The organism is Oceanisphaera psychrotolerans (genome assembly GCF_001870485.1).
GTDB lineage: Bacteria > Pseudomonadota > Gammaproteobacteria > Enterobacterales > Aeromonadaceae > Oceanimonas > Oceanimonas psychrotolerans.
Window position 1 is genome coordinate 185256 of sequence record NZ_MDKE01000033.1, and the last position, 23152, is coordinate 208407.

20 protein-coding genes, 1 tRNA gene and 1 pseudogene are annotated in these 23152 nt (G+C 59.9%); 2 read left to right on the top strand and 20 right to left on the bottom strand.

The genetic code is table 11. The annotated features are described in order from the left end of the window. The first annotated feature begins 80 nt into the window (after positions 1 to 80). Both BFR47_RS12470 and BFR47_RS12475 read left to right on the top strand, forming a co-directional pair. A tRNA-Tyr gene (locus BFR47_RS12470) sits at positions 81 to 165 on the top strand. 197 nt (positions 166 to 362) lie between these two features. Further along, positions 363 to 1514 carry a patatin-like phospholipase family protein gene (locus tag BFR47_RS12475; protein ID WP_071473364.1) on the top strand — a complete coding sequence of 384 codons (1152 nt, stop codon included), beginning with the start codon at positions 363 to 365 and terminating at the stop codon, positions 1512 to 1514. 60 nt (positions 1515 to 1574) lie between these two features. On the opposite strand, the gene tilS is transcribed toward BFR47_RS12475, so the two are convergent. The 20 genes and pseudogenes from tilS to rpsB form a co-directional block, all read right to left on the bottom strand. Next, entirely contained in the window at positions 1575 to 2882 is a 1308-nt protein-coding gene (gene tilS, locus BFR47_RS12480; protein ID WP_071473365.1) for a tRNA lysidine(34) synthetase TilS, read from the bottom strand. A gap of 72 nt (positions 2883 to 2954) precedes the next feature. Further along, positions 2955 to 3704, bottom strand: a complete 750-nt coding sequence (locus BFR47_RS12485) for a M48 family metallopeptidase (RefSeq protein ID WP_071473366.1) — start codon at positions 3702 to 3704, stop codon at positions 2955 to 2957. 84 nt (positions 3705 to 3788) lie between these two features. Further along, positions 3789 to 3935, bottom strand: a complete 147-nt coding sequence (locus BFR47_RS18040) for a hypothetical protein (RefSeq protein WP_175514107.1) — start codon at positions 3933 to 3935, stop codon at positions 3789 to 3791. Positions 3936 to 4030: 95 nt separating this feature from the next. Continuing rightward, positions 4031 to 4987, bottom strand: a complete 957-nt coding sequence (gene accA / locus BFR47_RS12490) for an acetyl-CoA carboxylase carboxyl transferase subunit alpha (RefSeq protein ID WP_071473367.1) — start codon at positions 4985 to 4987, stop codon at positions 4031 to 4033. Between the two features lie 9 nt (positions 4988 to 4996). Beyond that, positions 4997 to 8470, bottom strand: coding sequence for a DNA polymerase III subunit alpha (gene dnaE / locus BFR47_RS12495; RefSeq protein ID WP_071473368.1), 3474 nt, complete (start codon positions 8468 to 8470; stop codon positions 4997 to 4999). Next, positions 8467 to 9081: a ribonuclease HII gene (gene rnhB, locus BFR47_RS12500; protein WP_071473369.1), complete on the bottom strand. Its 615-nt coding sequence runs from the start codon at positions 9079 to 9081 to the stop codon at positions 8467 to 8469. Before rnhB ends, dnaE begins: the two co-directional genes overlap by 4 nt. After that, positions 9069 to 10226 carry a lipid-A-disaccharide synthase gene (gene lpxB, locus BFR47_RS12505; protein ID WP_071473370.1) on the bottom strand — a complete coding sequence of 386 codons (1158 nt, stop codon included), beginning with the start codon at positions 10224 to 10226 and terminating at the stop codon, positions 9069 to 9071. Before lpxB ends, rnhB begins: the two co-directional genes overlap by 13 nt. Next, positions 10219 to 11010, bottom strand: a complete 792-nt coding sequence (lpxA, locus tag BFR47_RS12510) for an acyl-ACP--UDP-N-acetylglucosamine O-acyltransferase (protein ID WP_071473371.1) — start codon at positions 11008 to 11010, stop codon at positions 10219 to 10221. The genes lpxB and lpxA overlap by 8 nt, the downstream gene beginning before the upstream one ends. Positions 11011 to 11012: 2 nt before the next feature. Beyond that, entirely contained in the window at positions 11013 to 11474 is a 462-nt protein-coding gene (gene fabZ, locus BFR47_RS12515; RefSeq protein WP_071473405.1) for a 3-hydroxyacyl-ACP dehydratase FabZ, read from the bottom strand. A 32-nt stretch (positions 11475 to 11506) separates the two neighbouring features. Then, complete coding sequence (lpxD, locus tag BFR47_RS12520) at positions 11507 to 12529, bottom strand: UDP-3-O-(3-hydroxymyristoyl)glucosamine N-acyltransferase (protein ID WP_071473372.1); 1023 nt, start codon at positions 12527 to 12529, stop codon at positions 11507 to 11509. Positions 12530 to 12556: 27 nt separating this feature from the next. Beyond that, a complete protein-coding gene (locus tag BFR47_RS12525) occupies positions 12557 to 13051 on the bottom strand; it encodes an OmpH/Skp family outer membrane protein (protein WP_071473406.1) in 495 nt (164 codons plus the stop codon). Between the two features lie 104 nt (positions 13052 to 13155). After that, positions 13156 to 15607, bottom strand: a pseudogene (bamA, locus tag BFR47_RS12530) (outer membrane protein assembly factor BamA). Positions 15608 to 15636: 29 nt separating this feature from the next. After that, positions 15637 to 16986, bottom strand: coding sequence for a sigma E protease regulator RseP (gene rseP, locus BFR47_RS12535; RefSeq protein ID WP_071473373.1), 1350 nt, complete (start codon positions 16984 to 16986; stop codon positions 15637 to 15639). Beyond that, the gene (gene ispC, locus BFR47_RS12540; RefSeq protein ID WP_071473374.1) at positions 16986 to 18176 is read right to left on the bottom strand and encodes a 1-deoxy-D-xylulose-5-phosphate reductoisomerase; all 1191 of its coding nucleotides are present in this window, start codon (positions 18174 to 18176) and stop codon (positions 16986 to 16988) included. Before ispC ends, rseP begins: the two co-directional genes overlap by 1 nt. Then, the gene (locus tag BFR47_RS12545) at positions 18176 to 18979 is read right to left on the bottom strand and encodes a phosphatidate cytidylyltransferase (RefSeq protein WP_425434011.1); all 804 of its coding nucleotides are present in this window, start codon (positions 18977 to 18979) and stop codon (positions 18176 to 18178) included. Before BFR47_RS12545 ends, ispC begins: the two co-directional genes overlap by 1 nt. 141 nt (positions 18980 to 19120) lie before the next feature. After that, positions 19121 to 19879 (bottom strand): polyprenyl diphosphate synthase, encoded by a 759-nt coding sequence (gene uppS, locus BFR47_RS12550; protein WP_071473376.1) that lies wholly within the window; start codon positions 19877 to 19879, stop codon positions 19121 to 19123. Positions 19880 to 19972: 93 nt separating this feature from the next. Then, entirely contained in the window at positions 19973 to 20530 is a 558-nt protein-coding gene (gene frr, locus BFR47_RS12555) for a ribosome recycling factor (RefSeq protein WP_071473377.1), read from the bottom strand. A gap of 73 nt (positions 20531 to 20603) precedes the next feature. Then, a complete protein-coding gene (gene pyrH / locus BFR47_RS12560) occupies positions 20604 to 21332 on the bottom strand; it encodes a UMP kinase (RefSeq protein WP_071473378.1) in 729 nt (242 codons plus the stop codon). A gap of 71 nt (positions 21333 to 21403) precedes the next feature. Next, a complete protein-coding gene (gene tsf, locus BFR47_RS12565) occupies positions 21404 to 22282 on the bottom strand; it encodes a translation elongation factor Ts (protein WP_071473379.1) in 879 nt (292 codons plus the stop codon). Between the two features lie 107 nt (positions 22283 to 22389). Continuing rightward, positions 22390 to 23115, bottom strand: a complete 726-nt coding sequence (gene rpsB, locus BFR47_RS12570; RefSeq protein ID WP_071473380.1) for a 30S ribosomal protein S2 — start codon at positions 23113 to 23115, stop codon at positions 22390 to 22392. Positions 23116 to 23152 lie beyond the last annotated feature (37 nt).

Here is a 23152-nt window from a genome sequence, read left to right on the forward strand (position 1 = left end):
GTCCGGTTTTTTTAGCAAAAAATTACCCCTCAGGGGTTCACAAGCCTCATCTTTTTGGTAGTATGCGCCCCACAAAGTGTGGAGGGGTTCCCGAGTGGCCAAAGGGATCAGACTGTAAATCTGACGGCTCAGCCTTCGCTGGTTCGAATCCAGCTCCCTCCACCATCCTTTGAAATCCGGTGCTCAGCACCGGATTTTTTTATGCCTGAAAACCACCTGCGCCCCGCCCCTCGGCGTTTCCATGCCAGAGGTGACAATCTGGTACGGGGCACCATAAAGCCGCCTTTGCTCACACCCTGTTCACTCCTTCCTTTCTGCCCGGGATCCAGGCACTTATACTGAGCCAAAAGGGAGGGGGAATTATGGAGCAAGATGAAAGCAACGCCTGTGCGCTGGTGCTGACCGGTGGCGGTGCCCGGGCGGCGTATCAGGTAGGAGTCATCAAGGCCATTGCCGAGTGCTACCCCCGTGGCCAGCCCATTCCTTTTCCCATTCTCTGCGGTACCTCGGCCGGGGCCATCAATGCCACCGCCCTGGCCTGCTATGCCTCCTGTTTTCACCTGGGGGTGCGCAAGCTGGAATACGTTTGGCGCCATTTGCATACGGGTCAGATTTTGCGGCTGCAAGCCCGAAAAATCATCACCCACTCGCTCAAGAGTCTGCTGCTCGGCGTCATCGGCCGCCCCACCCAGATGGCCCTGCCGCTGTTCGACAACGGACCACTCGAGCGGCTACTGGAACAGCTGATCGACTTTCAACGCATCGACAACAACCTGCTCTACGGGGCGCTGGAAGTGCTGGCGGTAACCGCGTCCAACTATAACACCGGCGACTCCACCACCTTCTTTCAGGGCCGACCTTACCATCAACCCTGGGCCCGGGCCGGACGCTCCGGTCGCTCGGCCATTATTGCGCCGCCGCACCTGCTGGCCAGCAGTGCCCTGCCCTTTATTTTTCAGCCCTGCCAGTTGCAGAATCATCACTATGGTGACGGCTCCATTCACCAGCTGAACCCCCTGAGCCCGGCCATCCATCTGGGTGCCAACCGTATCCTGATCATCAGCCTGGCATCAGACGAAGCCGAATCGGGTATCCTGCCAAGCGATCCCAGCAGTTCCGACATTGCCGGCCATTTGCTCGATACCATCTTCACCGACGCCCTCACCTCGGACATAGAGCGACTGCAGCGCATCAACAGCACCATTCGGATGGTGCCGGAGCGCAAGCGGGCGCAGCTGTCGTTGCGCCATATCGACAACCTGGTACTGAAACCCAGCAAAAATCTGGATGTGCTGACCCAGAAGCATTTTCACAAACTACCGTTCAATATTCGCGCCCTGCTGCGGCTGTTTGGCGTCGATGCGGGGGACGCCACCGGCCTGACCAGCTTCCTGTTATTCGAGCAGGATTATTGCCGCGAGCTGATTGAGCTGGGTTATCAGGACACCCAGTCCCGTCTGGAAGAAGTCTGCCACTTTCTGGCCGTAGAACCGAGGTTGAAGAAGACCGGATAATCACCGGCAAGGGGCACAGGACCACTGTCAGTCGGCCAAGGGTTGTACTCCCCGGCATTTCTACTCAGGCAGCCACTCCAACTGCCAGCCGGGCTGGTCCGGTTCCGGAGTATGGTCGCGAGTGACGAACAACCCGGGGACGGCAACCAGTTTGGTCCCCTGCATCAATAACGGAATATGGGGCCGCTGCCAGGGAGGGATACCGTATTCCTGCCACAGCTTTTTAAGTGGGCGAGAACCCGCCCGGCCGGCAGGTTGTGCACGCAAGCCGGCGACCCCGAAGGCGAGCTGTAATTCGCCAGGATCCAGTTCGGTAATGAGATCGGCGCCCCGAGTCACCGGGCTGAGTCGCAGCTGGCCCACACCGCAATGCAGCCATTTTCCGGCTTTCAGGCTGTCCAAGGGCCGGGGCCTGGCGCCCTCCCTCGGCAGATAGAGGAATCCCTGGTACCGGCGAATACTGCGCTGGCCCAGACGAACTTCCGGCTCCGCATCCATTCGGGCCAGCGCCAGCTCCTGCCAGATAGCCTGCAGCTGGCTGCGGCTGCAATGAATTTGATGCTGCTGCAGCCAGTGACGCAGCACATTATGCCGCCGGGCCCGGCTCAGCGCCTGCAAACCGGTGACCGACAAACCTCCGGCCGGGTTCAACAGGTCGGGGAGATCCTGCTCGGCCAGCTCCAGCGCCAGTTCCATCTGCTCGGCGCACAGTTCGGCGCTGCGAGCGGCGGTCCGGTTGAACGAAGGCCACTGCGCCAGCAACGGCGGCAGGATGCGGTTGCGCAGAAAGTTGCGGTCAAAGTCATCGGCGGCGTTACTGGGATCCTCCACCCAGCTCAGCCCCTGCTCCCGGCCGAACGTTTCCAGCACTTTACGAGAGCAGGTCAGCAAGGGCCGCCACTGCTGACCCGGCCCAAACTTCTTGTGCATGGGCATGGCCGCCAGCCCCGCCACCCCCGCACCGCGCTTCAGCGCCAGCAGCAGGGTCTCGGCCTGATCATCGAGGTGATGGCCGGTCAGCAGTATCTCGCCCTGCGCCATCGCCTCGGCCAGCGCCCGGTAACGCGCCTCCCGCGCCGCCGCTTCCAGACTGATGCGGGACCCCAGCGCGACCTGTACGCCGATGGTCTGACAATGAATACCCAGCGTCGCCGCCACCCTGGCACAGTGGGCCGGCCAGGACTCCGCCGCCGGTTGCAGCCCGTGGGCGATATGCACCGCCCGTATCGTCAGTCCCCGCTCCCGGGCCAGGCGCGCGGCCAGTGCCAGCAGTACGGTGGAGTCCAGACCGCCGCTGAAGGCCACCAGCAACGATTGCCCCGGCCTCACCCCGGCGGTATGTCGGCAAAAATCGGCGTATAAGTCCATGAATTGGCTCTGCTCGTTGGGGAGGAGTGAAATGACGGATTTCCCCTCACGCCTTCCCCTCACCGCTAAGACTTACCGGCAGTTGGAGTTTGCCGCCGCTTCTCTGGCCAGCTCAATGCGCTTGGAGGTGGCCGGATGACTGGAGAAGAGGCCACCGCCGCTGCCGGCGTGCTGCATCAGTTTTTGCTGAGCACGCATGGCGGCGTAAGGATCCATGTTCAGCTGACACAGCACCTCTACCCCGTAGGCGTCGGACTGCAGCTCGTCTTTCTGGGAAAACTGGGCGCCAAGAAACTGGGTGCCGATCTCCGCATACTCGGAGGCGGCCAGGGCCCCGACGGTACCACCGGCCGCCGTGGCGGCCTGGCGGGCAGCACTGGTCAGATAGGCCGTCTTGTAGCGGCTGAGGGAATGCTCGAATTTGATATGACCGACTTCATGACCGATCACCGCCATCAGCTCGTCGTCCTGCATCACGTCCATCAGCCCCGAATATACCCGCACGGTACCGTCCGGCATGGCAAAGGCGTTGATTTCATCGTCCAGATACACCTGAAAATTCAGTGGCGTACCATCGATGCTGGTCAGGCCGCGGGTCAGGCTGCTCAGGCGCTGGCTGTAAGGGTCACTGGCCGGCGCCAGTTTGTTTTCTGCATCCATCTGTTTGGCAGACAGGCTGGCCTCGGCCTGCAACTGGCTCTTGCTCAGGGTCAATCCCTGCAGCGCCGTCAGCCCGGCCCCCAGCAGCGCGTCGTTGTTGCTGGTCGCACAGCCACTCAGGCCCAGGCTGAACAGGGCGGCGGCAATCAGTGTGTTTTTCATGTTGGACCCGTATAAATGTTTGATATCGGTTGAGGCGATATCAAAAAGGAAAAAGAGGACGGAGTCAATGCAGGGTGCATGGCCTCAATGCCCGTTATTGCGTACCGGCAAGGCTAACGCCCGGTTACGGCCCTCGGCGTTGGCCTGACACCGGGCATTGCCGGCCCGGGAAAGCAGTTTGTCTTCATCGATGGCGCTGGCGACCTGCGCCAGACCCCGACCGATCGTCATCCCCCGCCGCAATCGGCAGGAACAAAAAAGGGTCGACGTCATTTACTCGTTGAATGACGCCGACCCCGTTCCGGATTTCAATGGTCCGGGCTGACTCAGCAGTAACCGTAACCCATCAGGCGCTGGTAGCGCTGTTCGAGCAGGGTATCGATATCAAGCTGATCCAGGTTGTCCAGGTCGGTCAGCAGGCGCGCTTTCAGGTTTTCGGCCATCTGCAGCGGATTGCTGTGGGCGCCGCCCATCGGCTCTTCCACCACGTTGTCGATCAGCTTCAGCTCGTGAATCCGCTGGGCGGTAATGCCCATGGCTTCGGCGGCCAGCGAGGCCTTGTCGGCGCTCTTCCACAGGATGGAGGCGCAGCCTTCGGGCGAAATCACCGAGTAGGTGGAATACTGCAGCATGTTGACTCTGTCGCCCACGCCGATGGCCAGGGCACCGCCGGAGCCGCCCTCACCGATCACGGTGCAGATGATGGGGGTCTTGAGGCCGGCCATCACTTTCAGGTTGCGGGCAATGGCTTCACTCTGGCCCCGCTCTTCGGCACCCACGCCCGGATAGGCACCGGGAGTGTCGATGAAGGTCAGGATCGGCATCTTGAAGCGTTCAGCCATTTCCATCAACCGCAACGCCTTGCGGTAGCCTTCGGGACGCGGCATACCGAAGTTGCGACGGATTTTTTCCTTGGTTTCGCGACCCTTCTGCTGACCAATCACCATCACCGGGCGGCCCTCGAAACGGGCGACACCACCCACGATGGCCTTGTCGTCCGCATAGGCGCGATCGCCGGCCAGTTCGTCGAACTCACCGAACATCATCTCGAGATAGTCGAGGGTATAGGGACGACGCGGATGGCGGGCCAGCTGGGAGATCTGCCAGGGCCCCAGGTTGTTGAATACCTTCTTGGTGAGCTCGTCGCGCTTGCCTTCCAGACGCTTGACCTCTTCACCCAGATCGATGTCGAGGCCATCGCCCTCACTGACATGACGGAGTTCTTCAATCTGGGCCTGCAGCTCAGCAATGGGTTGTTCAAAATCCAGAAAATGGTGGCTCATAGGTCCCCTCTATTCAAAAATTAGTTCGACTTTATCCTGACCCAGCAGCTGCTTCAGCGACGCCAGCATCTGGTCGGTGGGGGTTACCCGCCACTCGGTTCCCAGCGTAAGCTGCGCCCGTGCTCCCGGTCGATAATAGGTCACTCGAACAGGACAGACTCCCGCCCGCACGGGGGTGAGTATGTCCAGCAATTGGGTAAAAAAGCCCTGGTCTACCTGGCTCTGACTGATGTTCAGCACCAGACCACGGGCGAAACGCTCACGGGCGTCACTGATATCAAGCACTTCTCGTGCCGACATTTTAAGGCCGCCGGAAAAATCATCAAAGCTGACCTGTCCGCTGATGACCAGGATTTTATCCTTTTCCAGCAAAGACTCATAGCGTTCCAGTGCCTCCGAGAACAGGGTCACGTCCAGGCGGCCGGATCTGTCATCCAGAGTAAGGATGCCCATGCGGTTGCCCCGCTTGGTAGTCATCACCCGGGCCGCAATCACCAGGCCGGCGGCGGTGGTGATTTTATCACGGCTGGTAGCCTGCAATTCTATCAGCCGGCCACTGGTATAGTGACGCAGCTCTTTCGCATACTGGTTGATCGGGTGCCCGGTCAGATAGAGCCCCAGAGTGTCGCGCTCGCCGTCCAGCCAGACGTTGTCGGGCCAGGCCGGCACATCCACGAAGGCGTGCTCGGTCTGCGCTTCTTCCACCAGTACGCCGAACATGTCGCCCTGGCCCAGGGCCTCGGCCTTGGCGTGCTGCTCTGCCGCCTTCATCGCCTCGGGCAGGGTCGCCATCAGCGAGGCCCGGTGCGGACCCAGCCGATCCATGGCGCCGGACAGGATCAACTTTTCCATCACCCGCTTGTTCAGCTTCTTCAGATCGACCCGGTTGCAGAAGTCGAACAGATCCCGGAAGGGACCGCCCTGTGCCCTCGCCTCCAGAATCGATTCTATCGGCGCCTCGCCCACGCCCTTGATGGCACCGATGCCGTAGACGATGTGGCCTGCTTCGTTGACGGTGAAACGATAGCGGCCGGAATTCACATCCGGCGGCAGCAGGGTCAGCCCCATGCGCTGACATTCGTCGACCAGGGTCACCACCTTGTCGGTGTTGTCCATGTCGGCGGTCATCACCGCCGCCATGAACTCGGCCGGATAATGGGTTTTCAGCCACAGGGTCTGGTACGACACCAGCGCGTAGGCGGCGGAGTGGGATTTGTTGAAGCCGTAGCCGGCAAATTTTTCCACCAGATCGAAGATCTTGATCGCCAGTTCGCCATCGATGCCGTTGGCCACCGCGCCGGCCTCGAAGCCGGCCCGCTGCTTGGCCATCTCTTCCGGCTTTTTCTTGCCCATGGCCCGCCGCAACAGATCGGCGCCACCTAGGGAGTAGCCCGCCAGCACCTGGGCTATCTGCATCACCTGCTCCTGATAGAGGATGATGCCGTAGGTGGGTTCCAGAATGGGCTTGAGCGATTCGTGCTGCCAGGTTTCGTCCGGGTAGGACACCGCCTCGCGACCGTGCTTACGGTCGATGAAGTTGTCCACCATGCCCGACTGCAACGGGCCGGGCCGGAACAGGGCCACCAGGGCGATCATGTCTTCGAAGCAGTCGGGTTGCAGCCGCTTGATCAGATCTTTCATGCCCCGGGATTCGAGCTGGAATACCGCGGTACTTTCGGCTCGCTTCAGCAGCCGGAACGAGGCGGGGTCATCGATGGGGATGGCGGCAATATCGACCGGTGGCTTGCCTTCTTTCTCAAGCCTGGGGTTGATCATGCCCAGGGCCCAGTCGATGATGGTCAGGGTGCGCAGGCCGAGGAAGTCGAACTTGACCAGACCGGCGTATTCCACGTCGTTCTTGTCGAACTGGGTCACCGGGTTGCGGCCGTGCTCGTCGCAGTAGAGCGGCGAGAAATCGGTGATGCGGGTCGGCGCGATGACCACGCCCCCGGCGTGCTTGCCGGCGTTGCGGGTCACCCCCTCCAGCGCGCGCGCCATGTCGATCAGCGCCCTGACTTCCTCGTCCTGATCGTACATTTCGGGCAGCTTGGGCTCGACCTCGAAGGCCTTGCCCAGGGTCATGCCCGGATCCGGCGGTATCAGCTTGGAAATGCGATCCACAAAGCCGTAGGGATGGCCCAGTACCCGGCCCACGTCACGTACCACCGCCTTGGCGGCCATGGTGCCGAAGGTGATGATCTGGCTGACCGCATCGCGGCCGTACAGCTCGGCGACGTGATCGATCACCTCGTCGCGTCGGTCCATGCAGAAGTCGATATCGAAGTCGGGCATCGACACCCGTTCCGGGTTGAGGAAACGTTCGAACAGCAGGTCGAATTCGAGCGGATCCAGATCGGTGATCTTGAGCGCATAGGCCACCAGCGAGCCGGCACCCGAGCCGCGGCCCGGCCCGACCGGAATGCCGTTATCCTTGGACCACTGAATGAATTCCATCACGATCAGGAAGTAACCGGGAAACCCCATCTGGTTGATCACTTCCAGCTCGATTTTCAGTCGCTCGTCGTACTCTCCCCGTTTGTCGGCGCGTACGGCCGGGTCCGGAAACAGAAACGCCAGCCGGTCTTCCAGCCCTTCCTGTGAGCATTTGACCAGGAAGTCTTCGATGCTCATGTCACCGGTGGGAAAGTCGGGCAGGAAGTATTCACCCAGCCGCACCGTGACGTTGCAGCGTTTGGCGATTTCCACGCTGTTTTCCAGCGCCTCGGGAATGTCGGCGAACAGCTCGGCCATTTCGGCCGGGCTTTTCAGATATTGTTCGGGACTGTAGCGCCGGGGACGGCGCTTGTCGTCCAGGGTATAACCGTCGTGAATCGCCACCCGGATCTCGTGGGCATCGAAGTCGCTCTTGTCGAGAAACACCACCTCGTTGGTGGCCACCACCGGCAGGCTCTCGCGCTCGGCCAGGGCCACCGCCATGTGCAGGTAGCTTTCTTCATCCGGCCGTTCGGTGCGTTGCAGCTCGAGATAATAGCGGTCGGCAAAATGCTGCTGATAGAAGCTCAGACACTGGCTGACCAGCGCCTCGTTGCCCTTGAGCAGACCGATGCCCACATCCCCTTCCCGGCCGCCGGACAGCAGGATGATCCCTTCGTTGAACTCGACCAGCCAGTCCTTGTCGACCAGGGGCCGGTGCTGCACATGACCACGCTCGTAGGCCTTGGAAATGATCCGGGTAATGCTCTGATAGCCATTGTTGTCCATCGCCAGCAGGGTGAGACGAAACAACTGCTCGCCGAGCTCGTCGCTCTGCACCCAGATGTCGGTGCCGACGATGGGCTTGAGCCCCTTGCCGTGGGCATCGCCATAGAAGCGGACCAGACCGCAAAGGTTCATCTGATCGGTCAGCGCCAGCGCCGGGTAGCCCAGCTCGCTGGCACGCTTGTTGATGGGGCCGATCTTGGCCACCCCATCCACCATGGAAAAATCCGAGTGAATGCGCAGGTGGACGAAGGGGGTACTCATTTCTCCACCACCGACGCGATGGCGGAGGCCAGCAGGGCCACCACCGGCTTGAAGCTGCGCCGGTATTCCGGCAGCACCCCGTGTTGGGCCAGCGCCGCCAGATGATCCTTGGTGGGATACCCCTTGTGGCGGGCAAAACCGTACTGGGGATGTTGCGCGTCCAGCGCGATCATTTCCTGATCCCGCGCCACCTTGGCCAGAATGGAGGCGGCGCTGATCTCGGCCACCCGGCTGTCACCCTTGACCACCGCCTGGGCCGGCATCGGCAGCTCGGGGCAGCGGTTGCCGTCGATAAACACGAAGCCGGGGGGGACCGACAGCGCCGCCACCGCCCGGCTCATGGCCAGCATGGTGGCCTGCAATATGTTGAGTTCATCGATTTCGGCGGGCGAACAGCGGCCGATAGCCCAGGCCAGGGCGCGCTCACGAATAAGCGGCGCCAGCTGTTCGCGCTTTTTCTCGCTCAGTTTCTTGGAGTCACCCAGGCCGGGAATAGGGTTGTCGGGGTCCAGGATCACCGCCGCGGTCACCACATCACCGACCAGGGGGCCGCGGCCCACCTCATCGACGCCGGCCACCAGCACCCCCTGGGGATAGACTATTTCTGACATGATCTTCTGGTCAGCTCAAGCACCGCCAGCGCGGCCTGTTCGTCGGCGTTGCAGCGGATCTGTTTATGCAGTTGGGTAAAGTGTGCCACCAGTTCGCTGGTGTCGTTATCCAGCAGCTTGCCGACCTCGTCCACGATATGGCCGGGGGTACATTCGTGCTGGATCAATTCCGCCACCAGCGTCTGATCCGCCAGCAGGTTGGGCAGCGAAGCATAGGCGGTATGCACCAGCTTGTTGGCCAGCCAGTAGCTGACCGGCTTGAACTTGTAACCCACCACCATCGGCTTCTTGGCCAGCATGGCTTCCAGCGTCGCGGTGCCCGAGGCCAGCAGTATTACGTCGCTGGCCGTCATCACCTCCCGCCCCCGGCCTTCCACCAGGGTAATGTCGAGGTTGGGGGCCACCTGCTGTTTGATGGCCAGAAACTCTGCTCTGCGCTTGGCACTGACCAGCGGCACCACAAACTCCAGCTCGGGGTGACGCACCTTGAGCTGCTTGCAGGCTTCCAGATACACCGGGCTGAGCAGGGTCACTTCCGCGTGACGGCTGCCGGGCAACAGGGCCAGGTAACGACCGTCGGGCTTGAGCCCCAATCGCTCACGGGCGCCGAGGGTGTCGGGCACCAGCGGCATCTGATCGGCCAGGGTATGGCCGATGAAACGGCAAGGGGCATCGAAGCGGTCGTAGAAGGCTTTTTCGAACGGCAGAAAGGCCAGCACCATGTCGGTGGCGGCCTTGATCTTGTGAATACGGTTCTGGCGCCAGGCCCACACCGAGGGGCTGACGTAATGCAGGGTGGCCAGGCCACGCTTGCGCAACTTCAGCTCGACGCCGATATTGAAGTCCGGTGCATCGATACCCACAAACACGTCCGGCGGGTTGTCGATGAAGTGGCGGATGATCTGCCTGCGAATGGCAAGGATACGCGGCAGCCGGCCCAGCACCTCGACCAGGCCCATGACCGCCAGCTCGTCCATCTCGAACAGGGCGGTGCAGCCCTCGGCCACCATCTGCGGCCCGGCAATGCCTTCGAACACCGCATCGGGGTGCCGCGCCCGCAGCTCGCGGATCAGGCCGGCGCCCAGGGTGTCGCCGGAGACTTCACCGGCGACGATACCGATACGCAGGGGACGGGCTTCAGGCACGAATGATACCGCGCTCGTTGGTCTTCAGGAATTCGACCATGATGCCCACTTCCGGCTGCTGCTTGTTCAGCTCTTCCAGCTCGGGAATCACTTCGTCCACGGTTTTGCCGCTTCTGAAAATGATCTTGTAGGCCTTCTTGATGGCCGAAATACCTTCGGCGGAAAAGCCCCGGCGACGCAGGCCTTCGGAGTTGATGCCGAAGGGTTTGGCATAGAGACCGGCGGCCATCACATAGGGCGGCACGTCCTTGTTCAGGGCGGCGCAGCCGGCGATAAAGGCGTGGCTGCCGACCCGACCAAACTGGTGAATGGCGGCATGCCCCCCGAAGATCACATGAGAGCCGATATGCACGTGCCCAGCCAGGGTGGCGTTGTTGGCAAAGATGCAATCGTCACCGATACGACAGTCGTGAGCCACATGCACGTTGACCATGAACAAGTTGCGGCTGCCGACGCGGGTCAGGCTTTCATCCTGAGAAGTCCCACGGTGAAAAGTGCAGGACTCGCGGATCACGTTATCGTCGCCGATCTCCAGAACGGTACGCTCGCCGGCGTATTTCTTGTCCTGACAGTCTTCCCCGATGGAGCAGAACTGGAAGATGCGATTACGCTGGCCGATACGGGTCGGCCCCTTGATCACCACATGGGGACCTATCCAGCAGTCGTCGCCGATTTCCACTTCCGGGCCGATCAGGGTCCAGGGGCCGATTTCGACTCCCTTGCCTATTTTGGCATCCGGATGGACGATGGCGGTTTCATGGATTACTGCACTTTGCTCCGTCACACTCAACCCTCGCGTTTGGCACACATCAGTTCGGCGGTACAGACCACTTCGCCGTCGACGGTGGCAACACCGGTAAATTTGGCGATGCCACGACGTTCTTTAAGATAAACCACGTCCAGTACCAGTTGATCTCCCGGCACCACGGGGCGCTTGAAACGGGCGTTGTCGATGGAAGCGAAGTAGTACAGCTCGTTGGGCTTGGGCTTGCCTACCATCTTGAACGCCAGAATGCCGGTGGCCTGAGCCATGGCTTCCAGGATCAGCACCCCCGGAAACACCGGCTTGTTCGGAAAATGACCGGTGAACATCGGCTCGTTGAAAGACACATTCTTGATGCCTCTCAGGGTCTTGCGCTCAGGGCTAATTTCATAATGTGCCACCTTGTCTACCATCAGAAAGGGGTAGCGGTGCGGCAACAGTTCCAGAATTTCCTGGATATCCAACTGATTCTGTTCGTTATTCAGTTCGTTAGTCAAAATGTAACCCTACCAATAGCTTAATTTTTTTTGTCTGACTGCTTTTCAAGCCGGTTTAACCGCTTGTGCATATCGTCGATGCGCATCACCCGCGCCGCCGTTTTACGCCATTCTTTATTGGGCTGCAACGGAACACCGGAAGAATAGATACCAGGCTCGGTGATGGGCCGCATTACCATGCTCATGCCGGTGATGGTCACCCCATCACAGATCTCGATATGGCCATTGATGACCACGGCGCCGCCAATAATACAATATTTACCGACTTTTAGACTACCTGCCATCACGGTGCCGCCGGCCACGGCGGTGCCATAGCCGATTTCCACGTTGTGAGCTATCTGGCACTGGTTGTCGATAATCACGTTATCACTGATACGGGTATCGCCCAGGGCACCCCGATCGATGGTGGTGCAGGCGCCGATTTCCACCCGGTTGCCGATGACTACGTTGCCGAGCTGGGGGATCTTGACCCACTCGCCCTTGTTGTTGGCATAGCCGAAACCATCGCCACCAATGACGGCGCCCGATTGTACCAGACAGTCTTCACCCAGGGTGACTCTGTGATACAGGGTCACATTGGCCCACAACCGGCTGCGGGCACCGAGCCGGGTATCTTTACCGATGAAACAGCCGGGGCCGATCACGACACCGTCGCCCAGTACCACACCGGACTCGATCACCGCGTTGGCGCCGATGGCCACGCCTTCACCCAGGGTCACATCGTCGGCAATCACCGCGCTGGGGTGAATATCCACTGCCGGCTGCGGGGTGGTGTCCAGGGCCTGGGCGGCCAGGGCAAAGCCGAGATACGGGTCGGCCATCACCAGACTGGCCACCGGACACAGCGCCTGGTCGGCGGCGGTGACAATCACCGCACCGGCCCGGGTGTTTTCCAGCAGGTGGTGATACTTGCCGTCCGACAGAAAAGCCACTTCGTCCGGGCCGGCCTTGTCCAGGGTGTTGACCCGGCGAATGATCAGCGCCGGATCGCCGTTGAGCTCGGCACCCAGATGCCCGGCCAGTTCTTGTAACGTGATAGTCATAACCAGATTCTCATCAAAACCAAACTTTTACTTGCTGACCTTGCCGATCACCTGCTCGGTGATATCCAGGGCCGGTGAAACATAGATAACGGCGCCCCGCTCGATAACCAGATCCAGGCCTTTGGCCTTGGTGATCTCGTCGATGGCGGTCTTGATGCGCGCCAGCATCTTCTGACGTTCTTCGTTTTCACGGCGGGCCTGATCCTGCTCCAGTGCCCGGCGCTTCTGTACATAGGCGCTCTGCATTTCGTTCAGTTTTTTCTGGGCCTCGGCCTTCTGCTGATCGTTCATGAACGCCATGTCTTTTTGCTGTTTTTCGATGAAGCTGCGGCCATCGGCTTCCATCTTCTGCACTTCCTTGACCCGGCTGCCAAACTCGCTTTCCAGCTTGCTGGCCACCGCCTGGCGCTGGGGCATTTTCTGGAACACGGCGGCGGTGTCCACCACCGCAATCTTGCCGCTCTGGGCCTGGGCCAGACCGGCGGTCAGCATCAGGGCAATAACACCAAAAATTTTAACCATCTGTTTCAAGGCAAAGCTCCTGTTTAAGTAAATATGGGGAGTGAAGGGAGAGGCGTGAGGGGAAATACCCCCTTACTCCTACCCAACCTCCCCCTACACGGGTGTTAGAACGTCCGGCCGATGTTGAAGTTGAAGACCTCGGTTTGATCCCCTTCCACTTCCTTCAGCGGTGCCGCCAGCGAGAACACCAGCGGGCCCAGCGGCGACAACCACTGCATGCTGACCCCGGCCGAAGCCCGGAAGTTGGACGGATCGCCGAAGTCGTAGATCAGGTCACAGCTGTTGCCATATGTACAGTTACTGGCGTAGTCCGCCGAGTACTCGGTGTTCCATACGGTACCGACGTCCAGGAAGACGCTGGTACGCAAAGAGCGCTGCAGATCCTCGCCGGCGAACGGCGTGGGCACGATCAGCTCGGCCGAGGCTGCCACCAGGGCGTTGCCGCCGATGGTGCTGTCGTCGCCGGTGAAGGTGCCGTCATCGTTTTTATATACCGCCCGCGGGCCCACCGAATTGCTCTTGAAGCCCCGCAGTACTGAAGCCCCCGGCGTAGTAGTTTTCGAAGAACGGCAGCCCCTGGCTGCCATTCTCGGCATCACCATAGCCGTCACCGTAAGAGGCGCGGAACTTGCCGTACAACACCCAGTTATGCTCCCGGTCGAGCGGGAAATAATGGGCATCGTCGAAGCTGGTCTTGTAGTACTGCAGATCCGAGCCTGGCACCGTTACCTTGAGCGACAGGCTCTGACGGTTACCGGCGGTCGGGAAGTAGCCCCGGTTCAGCGTATTACGGGTCCAGCCGGAGGTGATGTCGAAGGTATTGAAGCTGATATCGTCGTCGGTGCCACCATGCAGATCCCAGAAATCGTCCAGCTGTACATAGCTGTCATCGTCATCGGGTCTGCCCAGGGTAGTGTGCTCGAAGCCGGTGCTGAAGTTCAGGCTGTTGGTTTCGTTGATGGGGAAACCGCTCAGCACCCGGGCACCGTAGACGGTGCTGTCGTAATCGGCCAGGTTGGCGTCATCGGCCTCGAAATCCCGGTAATACAGACGGCCACCCAGGCTGACACCATCGACGGTGAAGTAAGGATCGGTGTACTCCAGCGACACGTCCTTGGAGTAGTCGTTCATCTGGGAACTGATGCCCACCCGGTTACCGCTGCCGAGGAAGTTATCCTGCTCCAGACCGGCCTGAATGCTGAAACCGGAGTCGGTACCGAAGCCGACCCCGAAGTTGATGGAGCCGGCGGGCTGTTCCTTGACGTTGACGTCCAGATCCACCAGATCCTCTTCACCGGGAACACGACGGGTTTCCACCTCGACGGTTTCGAAGAAGCCCAGACGATTCAGGCGGGTGCGGGACTGCTCCACGTCTTCGCTCGACAGCCGGGCGCCTTCCATCTGGCGCATTTCACGGCGCAGCACCTCGTCTTTGGTAATGACGTTGCCACCGAAGTTGATGCGGCGGACATAGACCCGGTTGCCGGGGTCGATGTTGACCACCAGCTCCACTTTCTTGCTCGCTTCATCGATCTGCGGGAAGGTGGAAATTTTGGGATAGGCATAACCGAAGCGGCCGAGGAACTTGGACAGTACCTCTTCCATGTGCGCCACATCGGCGGCGGAGTAGAGATCCCCGGCCCGCATCGGGATCAGGGCATTCAGTTCCGACTGCCGGTCGATCAGGTTGCCCCTCAGGTTAACGCCAGACAGGGTGTATTTTTCTCCTTCGGTGACGTTGAGGGTGATATAGACCCCTTCCTTGTCCGGCGACATGGACACCTGGGTAGAAGTCACTTCGGCCTTGAGATAACCCCGGTCCCGGTAGTAGGAACGCAGGGTTTCGATATCACCGGCCAGCTTCTGCTTCTGATAGCGCTGATCGGCCATGAAGTTCCACCAGGGCACACTGTCGGACAGCTCCAGCTGATCCAGCAACTGCTCTTCGCTGAACGCCTGGTTGCCGACGATGTTGATCTGCTTGATCTCCGCCGCCGGGCCTTCCACGAATTCGAATTTCAGATCGACCCGGTTGCGCGGCAGCGGCGTCAGAACCGCCTTGACCTCGGCGGAATATTTGCCCACGCCGTAGTAGAAGTCTTCCAGCCCCTGCTCGAGCGAGCTCAGGGTGGTGCGATCCAGCGGTTCACCCACGCGCACGCCGGCCCCTTCCAGGCTCTGCTTGAGCTGCTCTTCCTTGATCTCCTTGTTGCCGCTGAAGCTGATGCCGGCAATGGTCGGGCGTTCGGTGACCTGCACCACCAGCACTCCGCCGTCACGCAGCAGCTGCACATCTTCGAAGTTGCCGGAGGCATAAAGGCTCTTGATGGCGTCGGACAGACGAGCGGCATCCACTTCTTCACCGACCCGTACCGGCAGGCTAAGCAGGGTCGCCCCCAGGGTGACGCGCTGCAGCCCCTTGATCTGAATATCCTGCACCACAAAAGGACTCATGGTTCCCTGTGCCTGGGCCAGCATGCTGGCGCCCAGCAGGCAGGACGCGACCAGCGTTTTTTGAACCGCTCTTCTTTTAACTGCCCTTTCTTTAAATGCCATGGTGTGACTTTATCCTTGTGTCGGTCGCCCTAGAGGCGAGCAAAATCATTAAACAGCGCCAGTCCCATCAACATCATCAATAGCGCAGCGCCAATCTTGAAACCGATTTCCTGTATTTTTTCCGGCACCGGTCGCCCGGTCACCGCTTCTATTACATAAAACAGCAGGTGGCCACCATCGAGTACCGGCAGTGGCAACAAATTGATGATCCCGAGGTTTACGCTGACCAGCGCCATGAAGCTGAGAAAATAGACCAGTCCGTAGTCGGCACTGATGCCGGCCCCCTTGGCGATGGAGATGGGGCCGCTCAGGTTGTCGACCGAGACGATGCCGGTCAGCAGCTTGCCGATCATCTGAAAGGTCAGTACCGTCAGATCCCAGGTCCGGCTGATACCTTCACCGATGGCCGCCAGCGGGCCATAGCTGAGCTCGAAGCGGTACTGATCGGCCACCGGCATCACTTCCGGTGCCACGCCCGCATAGCCGATCACCCGGTCACGACTTTCACGCCGCTCCGGCGTCAGCGTCAGACTCAGGCTCTGACCATCACGGATCACGTGAAGTTCCATTGGAATCTCGGGAGACGCCTGGATCAGCGTGACCAGCTGTCGCCAGTCTGACAGTGGTTCACCGTTCAGGGCCGCCAGGGTATCACCGGGCTGCACACCGGCGGCCGCGGCAGGGCCATTACCGATCACCTCGGCCACGGTCAGGGTCAGCTGCGGCCCCACCGGCACCAGCCCCAGGGCGGTGATGGGAGAGATTTCATCCGGATTGAACTGCCATTCGGCCAGCGGAATACGGGCCTCACGACGCTGGCCCGCGCTGTCCTGCACCTCAAACAGGGTATCATCCTCGCCGAGGCGGCCGAGCAGGGCAAAGTTCACCTCTTCCCAGGTGCGAACCGGCTTGCCGTCGATGGCCAGAATTTCCATGCCCGGTGCCAGGCCGCCTTCGGCCGCCGGCGAGGACAGAGTCACCTCGTTCAGCACCGGCTTGACCGCCGGCACGCCAATCAGAAACATCAGCCAGAAGGCAAAGATGGCAAAGGCGAAGTTGGCCATGGGGCCGGCCACCACTATCGCCATTCGCGCCCATACCGACTTGCGGTCGAAGGCCTGATCCCGCAGATGTGCCGGCACCTCATCTACCCGCCCGTCGAGCATCTTGACGTAACCGCCCAGCGGGATCATCGCCAGCACATATTCGGTGCCGTCCCGGCCCATGTGTCGCCAGATGGGCTTGCCGAAACCGATGGAAAAGCGCTCTACCTTGACGCCATTGCGCCGGGCTACCCAGAAATGACCGTATTCGTGTACCGCGACCAGGATCCCCAGCGCGACAATGAAGGAGCCCAGATTCCACAAGATGTCACCCATTAGCCTTTCCTTATCAATGCTGTGGCACAACGACGCGCCTGATCATCCAGCGCGATGATTTCGTCCAGACTCGTCACCCGCGTACTGCCCAGCTGCTGCACGACCGCCTCGTTGACCGAGGCTATCGCCATGAAGTCCAGCCTGCCGGCCAGGAATGCCGATACCGCCTCTTCATTGGCGGCATTGAGCGCCGTGGTGGCCCCCTGCCCGCTGGCACAGGCCTCGATGGCCAGTTGCAGACAGGGATAACGCGCCATGTCCGGCGCCATGAAGCTCAGTTCGCCGAGCTTGCAAAAGTCCAGCGGCGCCACTCCCGACGCGATACGCGCCGGGTAAGCCAACGCATGGGCAATGGGAGTCATCATATCCGGCTGGCCGAGCTGAGCCAATACCGAACCATCCGAATACTGCACCATGGAGTGGATCACCGACTGCGGGTGAACCAGCACCTCCAGCTGAGCGGGAGCGGCATTGAACAACCAGCGCGCCTCGATGTATTCCAGTCCTTTGTTCATCATGGTGGCGGAATCGACCGAAATCTTCGGCCCCATCGACCAGTTGGGATGCGCCACCGCCTGGGCCGGGGTTACACCTGCCAACTGCTCCACCGGGGTATAACGGAAGGGGCCGCCGGAGCCGGTCAGCAGTATCTTGCTGACCCCCGACTCCGCCAGGCTGCCCCGCCCCGGGTTTTGCTGTAGCTCCGCGGGCAGGCACTGAAAAATGGCGTTGTGCTCGCTGTCGATCGGCAACAACTGGGCACCACTGCGGTGCACCATGTCGATAAAGAGCTCACCGCTCATTACCAGCGCTTCCTTGTTGGCCAGCAATACTCGTTTGCCGCCTTTCACCGCCGCCAGCGTGGGCAGCAGACCGGCGGCGCCGACGATGGCTGCCATCACGGTCGTGACCTCCGGCTCCGCCGAGACCTCGCACAACGCCTCGGCACCGCTCAGCACCTGGGTGTGACCGCCCTGCTCCGTCAGTTGCCGGCGCAGCTCCCGCGCCGCCGCGTCATCCACCATCACCGCATAGAGAGGCTGGAATTCCAGACAATCGGCCAGCATGCGCTCGACCTGCCGATGCGCGCTCAGCGCAAACACCTGAAAACGATCGGGATGCCGACGCACCACCGACAGCGTGCTTTGACCGATGGAGCCGGTGGCCCCGAGTATGGTAAGGAGTTCCATCAGCTTAGCAACCTGACGACCACGATGAACACCGGCAGGGCGGCGGTGAGGCTGTCGATGCGGTCCATGATGCCACCATGACCCGGCAGTATCTGGCCGGAATCCTTGATGCCCGCCTCACGCTTGAACATGCTCTCCACCAGGTCGCCCAGCACCGAGGCAAACACCGCCACGATGGAGGCCACCAGCAGTACCAGGCTTTCGTACAACGGCAACGATATGGCCTGAGTCACCGCCAGCGCCAGCAGGCTGGCCGTGACCACGCCGCCCAGCATGCCTTCGAGGGTCTTGCCCGGGCTGACCCGGGGACACAGCTTGCGCCTGCCGAACGCCTTGCCGACAAAGTAGGCCCCAGTGTCGGCCATCCATACCAGCGACATCACGAACAGCAGCAACCAGGCACCGAAATAGGGATCCTGTTCATACTGATAACTGCGCAACGCCAGCAGCGCCCAGAAGAAGGGGATCAGGCTGAACAACGCAAACAATGCCTTCAGCCACAGATGATCCCGCCAGCATGCGGCACTGCGTGGGTAAACCAGCACCAGGACCAGCGAAACCAGCCACCAGGCGGCCCCGCCATGGAGCACCCATGACACGGTACTATCGAGGCCGGAAGCCCAGATTTGTTCGGGGGGGACCATGGCCATCAACCCGATCAGCACCAGGGCCAGCGAGACCATCACCACATTGGCTTTGCGGGGGTCGATGAAACGTCCCCACTCCCTACCGGCCAGCAGAAACACCCCGCAGGCAAAAAGCGAAAAATACGTCAGGGGTAACAGGAAAATGGCGCCCAGCACCAGGGGGATCAGGCACAGAGCGTGATGATTCTAAGCTTTAACAAGAAATATCCTCTCTTATTGAAGTGAGGGATGATGTGTGAGGAGTGAGGGGTAACCACCCGACTCTTGTTCTCCTCACGTTTCTCCCCTTACGCTTTTTCACTCCTCACCACGCCCGGCCAGCGCGCGAATTTGCGCACCGGTGCAGCCAAAGCGGCGCTCTCGTCCCACAAAGGCGGCTATCGCCTCGCTGAAGGCCGTTTCATCAAAATCGGGCCAGAGTACGGGAGTAAAGTGCAGCTCGGCGTAGGCCAGCTGCCACAGCAGAAAATTGCTGATGCGCTGCTCGCCGCCGGTGCGGATCAGCAAGTCTACCGGTGCCAGCTCGGCCATGGTCATCAGGCTGCCCAGATGCTGTTCGGTAATGTCGGCGGGGTCAAGCTCGCCGGCCGCGACCTGTTCGCCGAAGCGTCGGCAGGCCTGGGTGATGTCCCAACGACCGCCGTAGTTGGCGGCGATGTTGAGGGTCAGGCCGGTGTTGGCGGCAGTGAGTGCTTCGGCATCGGCAATTTTGCGTTGCAGATGCTCGCTGAAACCGCTGTGATCGCCGATCACCCGCAGCCGGATGTTGTTACGGTGCAACTTGCGCACTTCCGAACCGAGCACCGCAATGAACAGGCTCATCAGGGCACTGACTTCATCTTCGGGACGGCGCCAGTTTTCACTGGAGAAGGCGAACAGGGTCAGGGCATCCAGCTTGAGTTGATGGGCGAAGCTGACCGCCGCCCGCACCGATTTTACGCCGGCCTTGTGACCACTGACCCGGAATTTTCCGCGCTGCTCGGCCCAGCGACCGTTACCATCCATGATGATGGCGACGTGACGGGGGAGCTGGGATGGATCGTCGAATGCTGCCATGGTTTGGCTCGCTGGCATTGAAATCACTCCTGCACAAAGACAAACGCCGTGCAGGCAGCTACACGGCGTCGGCTACTATACCTGATGTAAGTATCAGATTTCCATTAACTCTTTCTCTTTGGCGGCAAGCGCATCGTCCATCTGTTTGATGTAGAGATCGGTCAGTTTCTGGATGTCGTCCTGGGCGCGGCGATCGTCGTCTTCGGAAATCTCCTTGTCTTTCAACAGTGCCTTGAGGTCACCGTTGGCATCGCGACGGATGTTGCGAATCGCCACCCGACCCTGCTCGGCTTCGTGACGCACCACCTTGATCAGGTCTTTACGACGCTCTTCGGTCAGGGGGGGCAGCGGAATACGGATCATGGTGCCGGCGCTGGACGGGTTCAGGCCCAGATCGGAACTCATGATGGCTTTTTCTACCGCCTTCATCATGGAGCGATCGAACACGGTCACGGCCAGGGTGCGGGAGTCTTCGGTGGTGATGTTACCGACCTGCTTCAGCGGCGTGGCGGTACCGTAGTAATCCACATAAATAGTGTCCAGCAGGCTGGGGTGGGCCCGGCCGGTACGAACCTTGTTCATCTGGCCCTTGAGTGATTCAACACTCTTTTCCATCCGCGTTTTGGCGTCGTTCTTAATCTCGTTAATCACGGTCTTTATCCTTTGGCTATGGCGTGAAGGGGCAGCGCCCGCTGTCTCAAATATAAGGTAGCCGTAAAGTGCTTTATTTACGGCTGATGAGGGTACCTTCGGTCTCCCCCATGACCGCGCGCCGCAAAGCACCCGGTTTATTCATGTTAAACACCCGGACCGGCAGGTTGTGATCCCGGGCCAGGGTAAAGGCGGCCAGATCCATCACCTTGAGCTCACGTTCGAGCACGTCATCATAATCGAGTTGACTATACAGCTCGGCATCGGGATTTTTCATCGGATCGTCGCTGAATACACCGTCCACCTTGGTGGCCTTCAATACTACGTCGGCTTCAATTTCGATGCCACGCAAACAGGCGGCAGAATCGGTAGTGAAAAAGGGATTGCCGGTACCGGCAGAGAAAATCACCACTCTGCCCTTGCGCAACAGGCTGATGGCATCGGCCCAGTTATAAGGGTCGCACACGCCTTCCAGGGTGATAGCAGACATCAGACGGGCATTCACATAAGCACGGTGCAGGGCATCGCGCATGGCAAGGCCGTTCATCACGGTCGCCAACATACCCATGTGGTCGCCCACCACGCGGTTCATGCCCGCCTGGGCCAGGCCCGCACCACGAAACAGGTTACCGCCGCCGATCACCAGGCCGACCTGAACACCCAGTTCAACCAGTTCTTTGATTTCCTGAGCCATACGTTCGAGTACGGCGGGATCAATACCAAAGCCTTCTTCACCTTGCAGCGCTTCGCCGCTCAGTTTAAGAAGAATGCGTCTGTATGCGGGTTTAGGATTGGTACTCATGCTTTTCTATTCCTGGTCATAGAAAGACCGCGACGGGTGTCGCGGTCTGGATAGCACTGAAACAGCGGGAATTAACCCTTGGAAGCAGCGATCTGCGCCTGAACTTCGGCTGCGAAATCTTCTTCTTTACGCTCGATACCTTCACCCACTTCAAAGCGGACGAAACCGATGGCATCGGCGCCTTTCTGCTTGAGCAGATCGGCAACGGAGATAGAAGGATCCTTGACGAACGGCTGACCGGTCAGGGAGATCTCGCCGGTGAACTTCTTCATGCGACCTTCAACCATCTTCTCGGCGATTTCTTTCGGCTTGCCGGAGTTGATGGCGATGTCGACCTGAATTTCGCGCTCTTTGGCCACGACTTCTTCAGATACGTCTTCGGGCTTGACGAACTGCGGGTTGGAAGCGGCAACGTGCATGGCAACGTCTTTGGCCACTTCTTCGTCACCGCCTTTCAGGTTGGCGATAACGCCGATACGAGTGCCGTGCAGGTAAGTGGTCAGGTTGTCACCTTCCACCAGCACGATACGACGCAGGCTCATGTTCTCACCGATCTTGGCGATCAGGTTGGTCAGCGTGGTTTCCACGCTCTCGCCATTTTCGTATTCGGCCGCCTTCAGGGCGTCCAGATCGTTGATCTTGTTCGCCAGGGCGATGTCGGCAATCTTGTCACCGAAGGCGCGGAAACCGGCGTCTTTGGCCACGAAATCAGTTTCGCTGTTCAGTTCGATCATCACGGCAGTGCTGCCGGCCTGACGCATCAGGATGATACCTTCGGCGGCGATACGACCGGCTTTCTTGGCGGCTTTGGCCTGGCCGGATTTGCGCATGTCTTCGATGGCCTGCTCGATGTCACCATTGGCTTCGGTCAGGGCTTTTTTACAATCCATCATGCCGGCGCCAGTGCGCTCACGCAGTTCTTTTACCAGGGCGGCGGTAATAGTTGCCATGTTTAATATCCTCGGTCTTGGTCTACAAGAAAACAGGGGCGCAAGGCCCCTGTTAACCCATTACTTTCGTATGGTTAATAAAGGCTGAAGCCTGGGCTTCGACTTTATTATTCTTCTACGACGTAGTTGTCTTCGGCTTGCACGGCCAAGTCTTGTGCACGGGCAGCAGTCACGGCGTCAGCGGCGGCGTTCAGGTACAGCTGAACGGCGCGGATGGCGTCATCGTTACCGGGAACGATGTAATCGATGCCGTCCGGGTTAGAGTTGGTGTCCACGATGGATACCACGGGAATGCCCAGGTTGTTGGCTTCCTTGATGGCGATGTGCTCGTGGTCAGCGTCTACTACGAACAATACGTCGGGCAGACCGCCCATGTCCTTGATACCGCCCAGAGACTTCTCCAGCTTTTCCATTTCGCGAGTACGCATCAGCGCCTCTTTCTTGGTCAGCTTGTCGAAGGTGCCGTCTTGAGACTGGCTTTCCAGCTCTTTCAGGCGGTTGATGGATTGACGTACGGTTTTCCAGTTGGTCAGCATGCCACCCAACCAGCGATGGTTGACGTAGAACTGATCACACTTGGTAGCGGCTTCTTTAACGGCTTCAGAGGCTGCGCGCTTGGTACCAACAAACAGGATTTTACCCTTCTTGGAAGCCACGTTGCCCAGGTAGTTCAACGCATCGTTGAACATGGGAACGGTTTTTTCCAGGTTGATGATGTGAACCCGGTTGCTGGCGCCGAAAATGAACGGCTTCATCTTGGGGTTCCAGTAACGAGTCTGGTGACCAAAGTGAACGCCGGCTTTCAGCATGTCGCGCATAGATACTTGTGCCATGATTTCCTCAAATAAGTGTATTGGGTTAGGCCTCCAC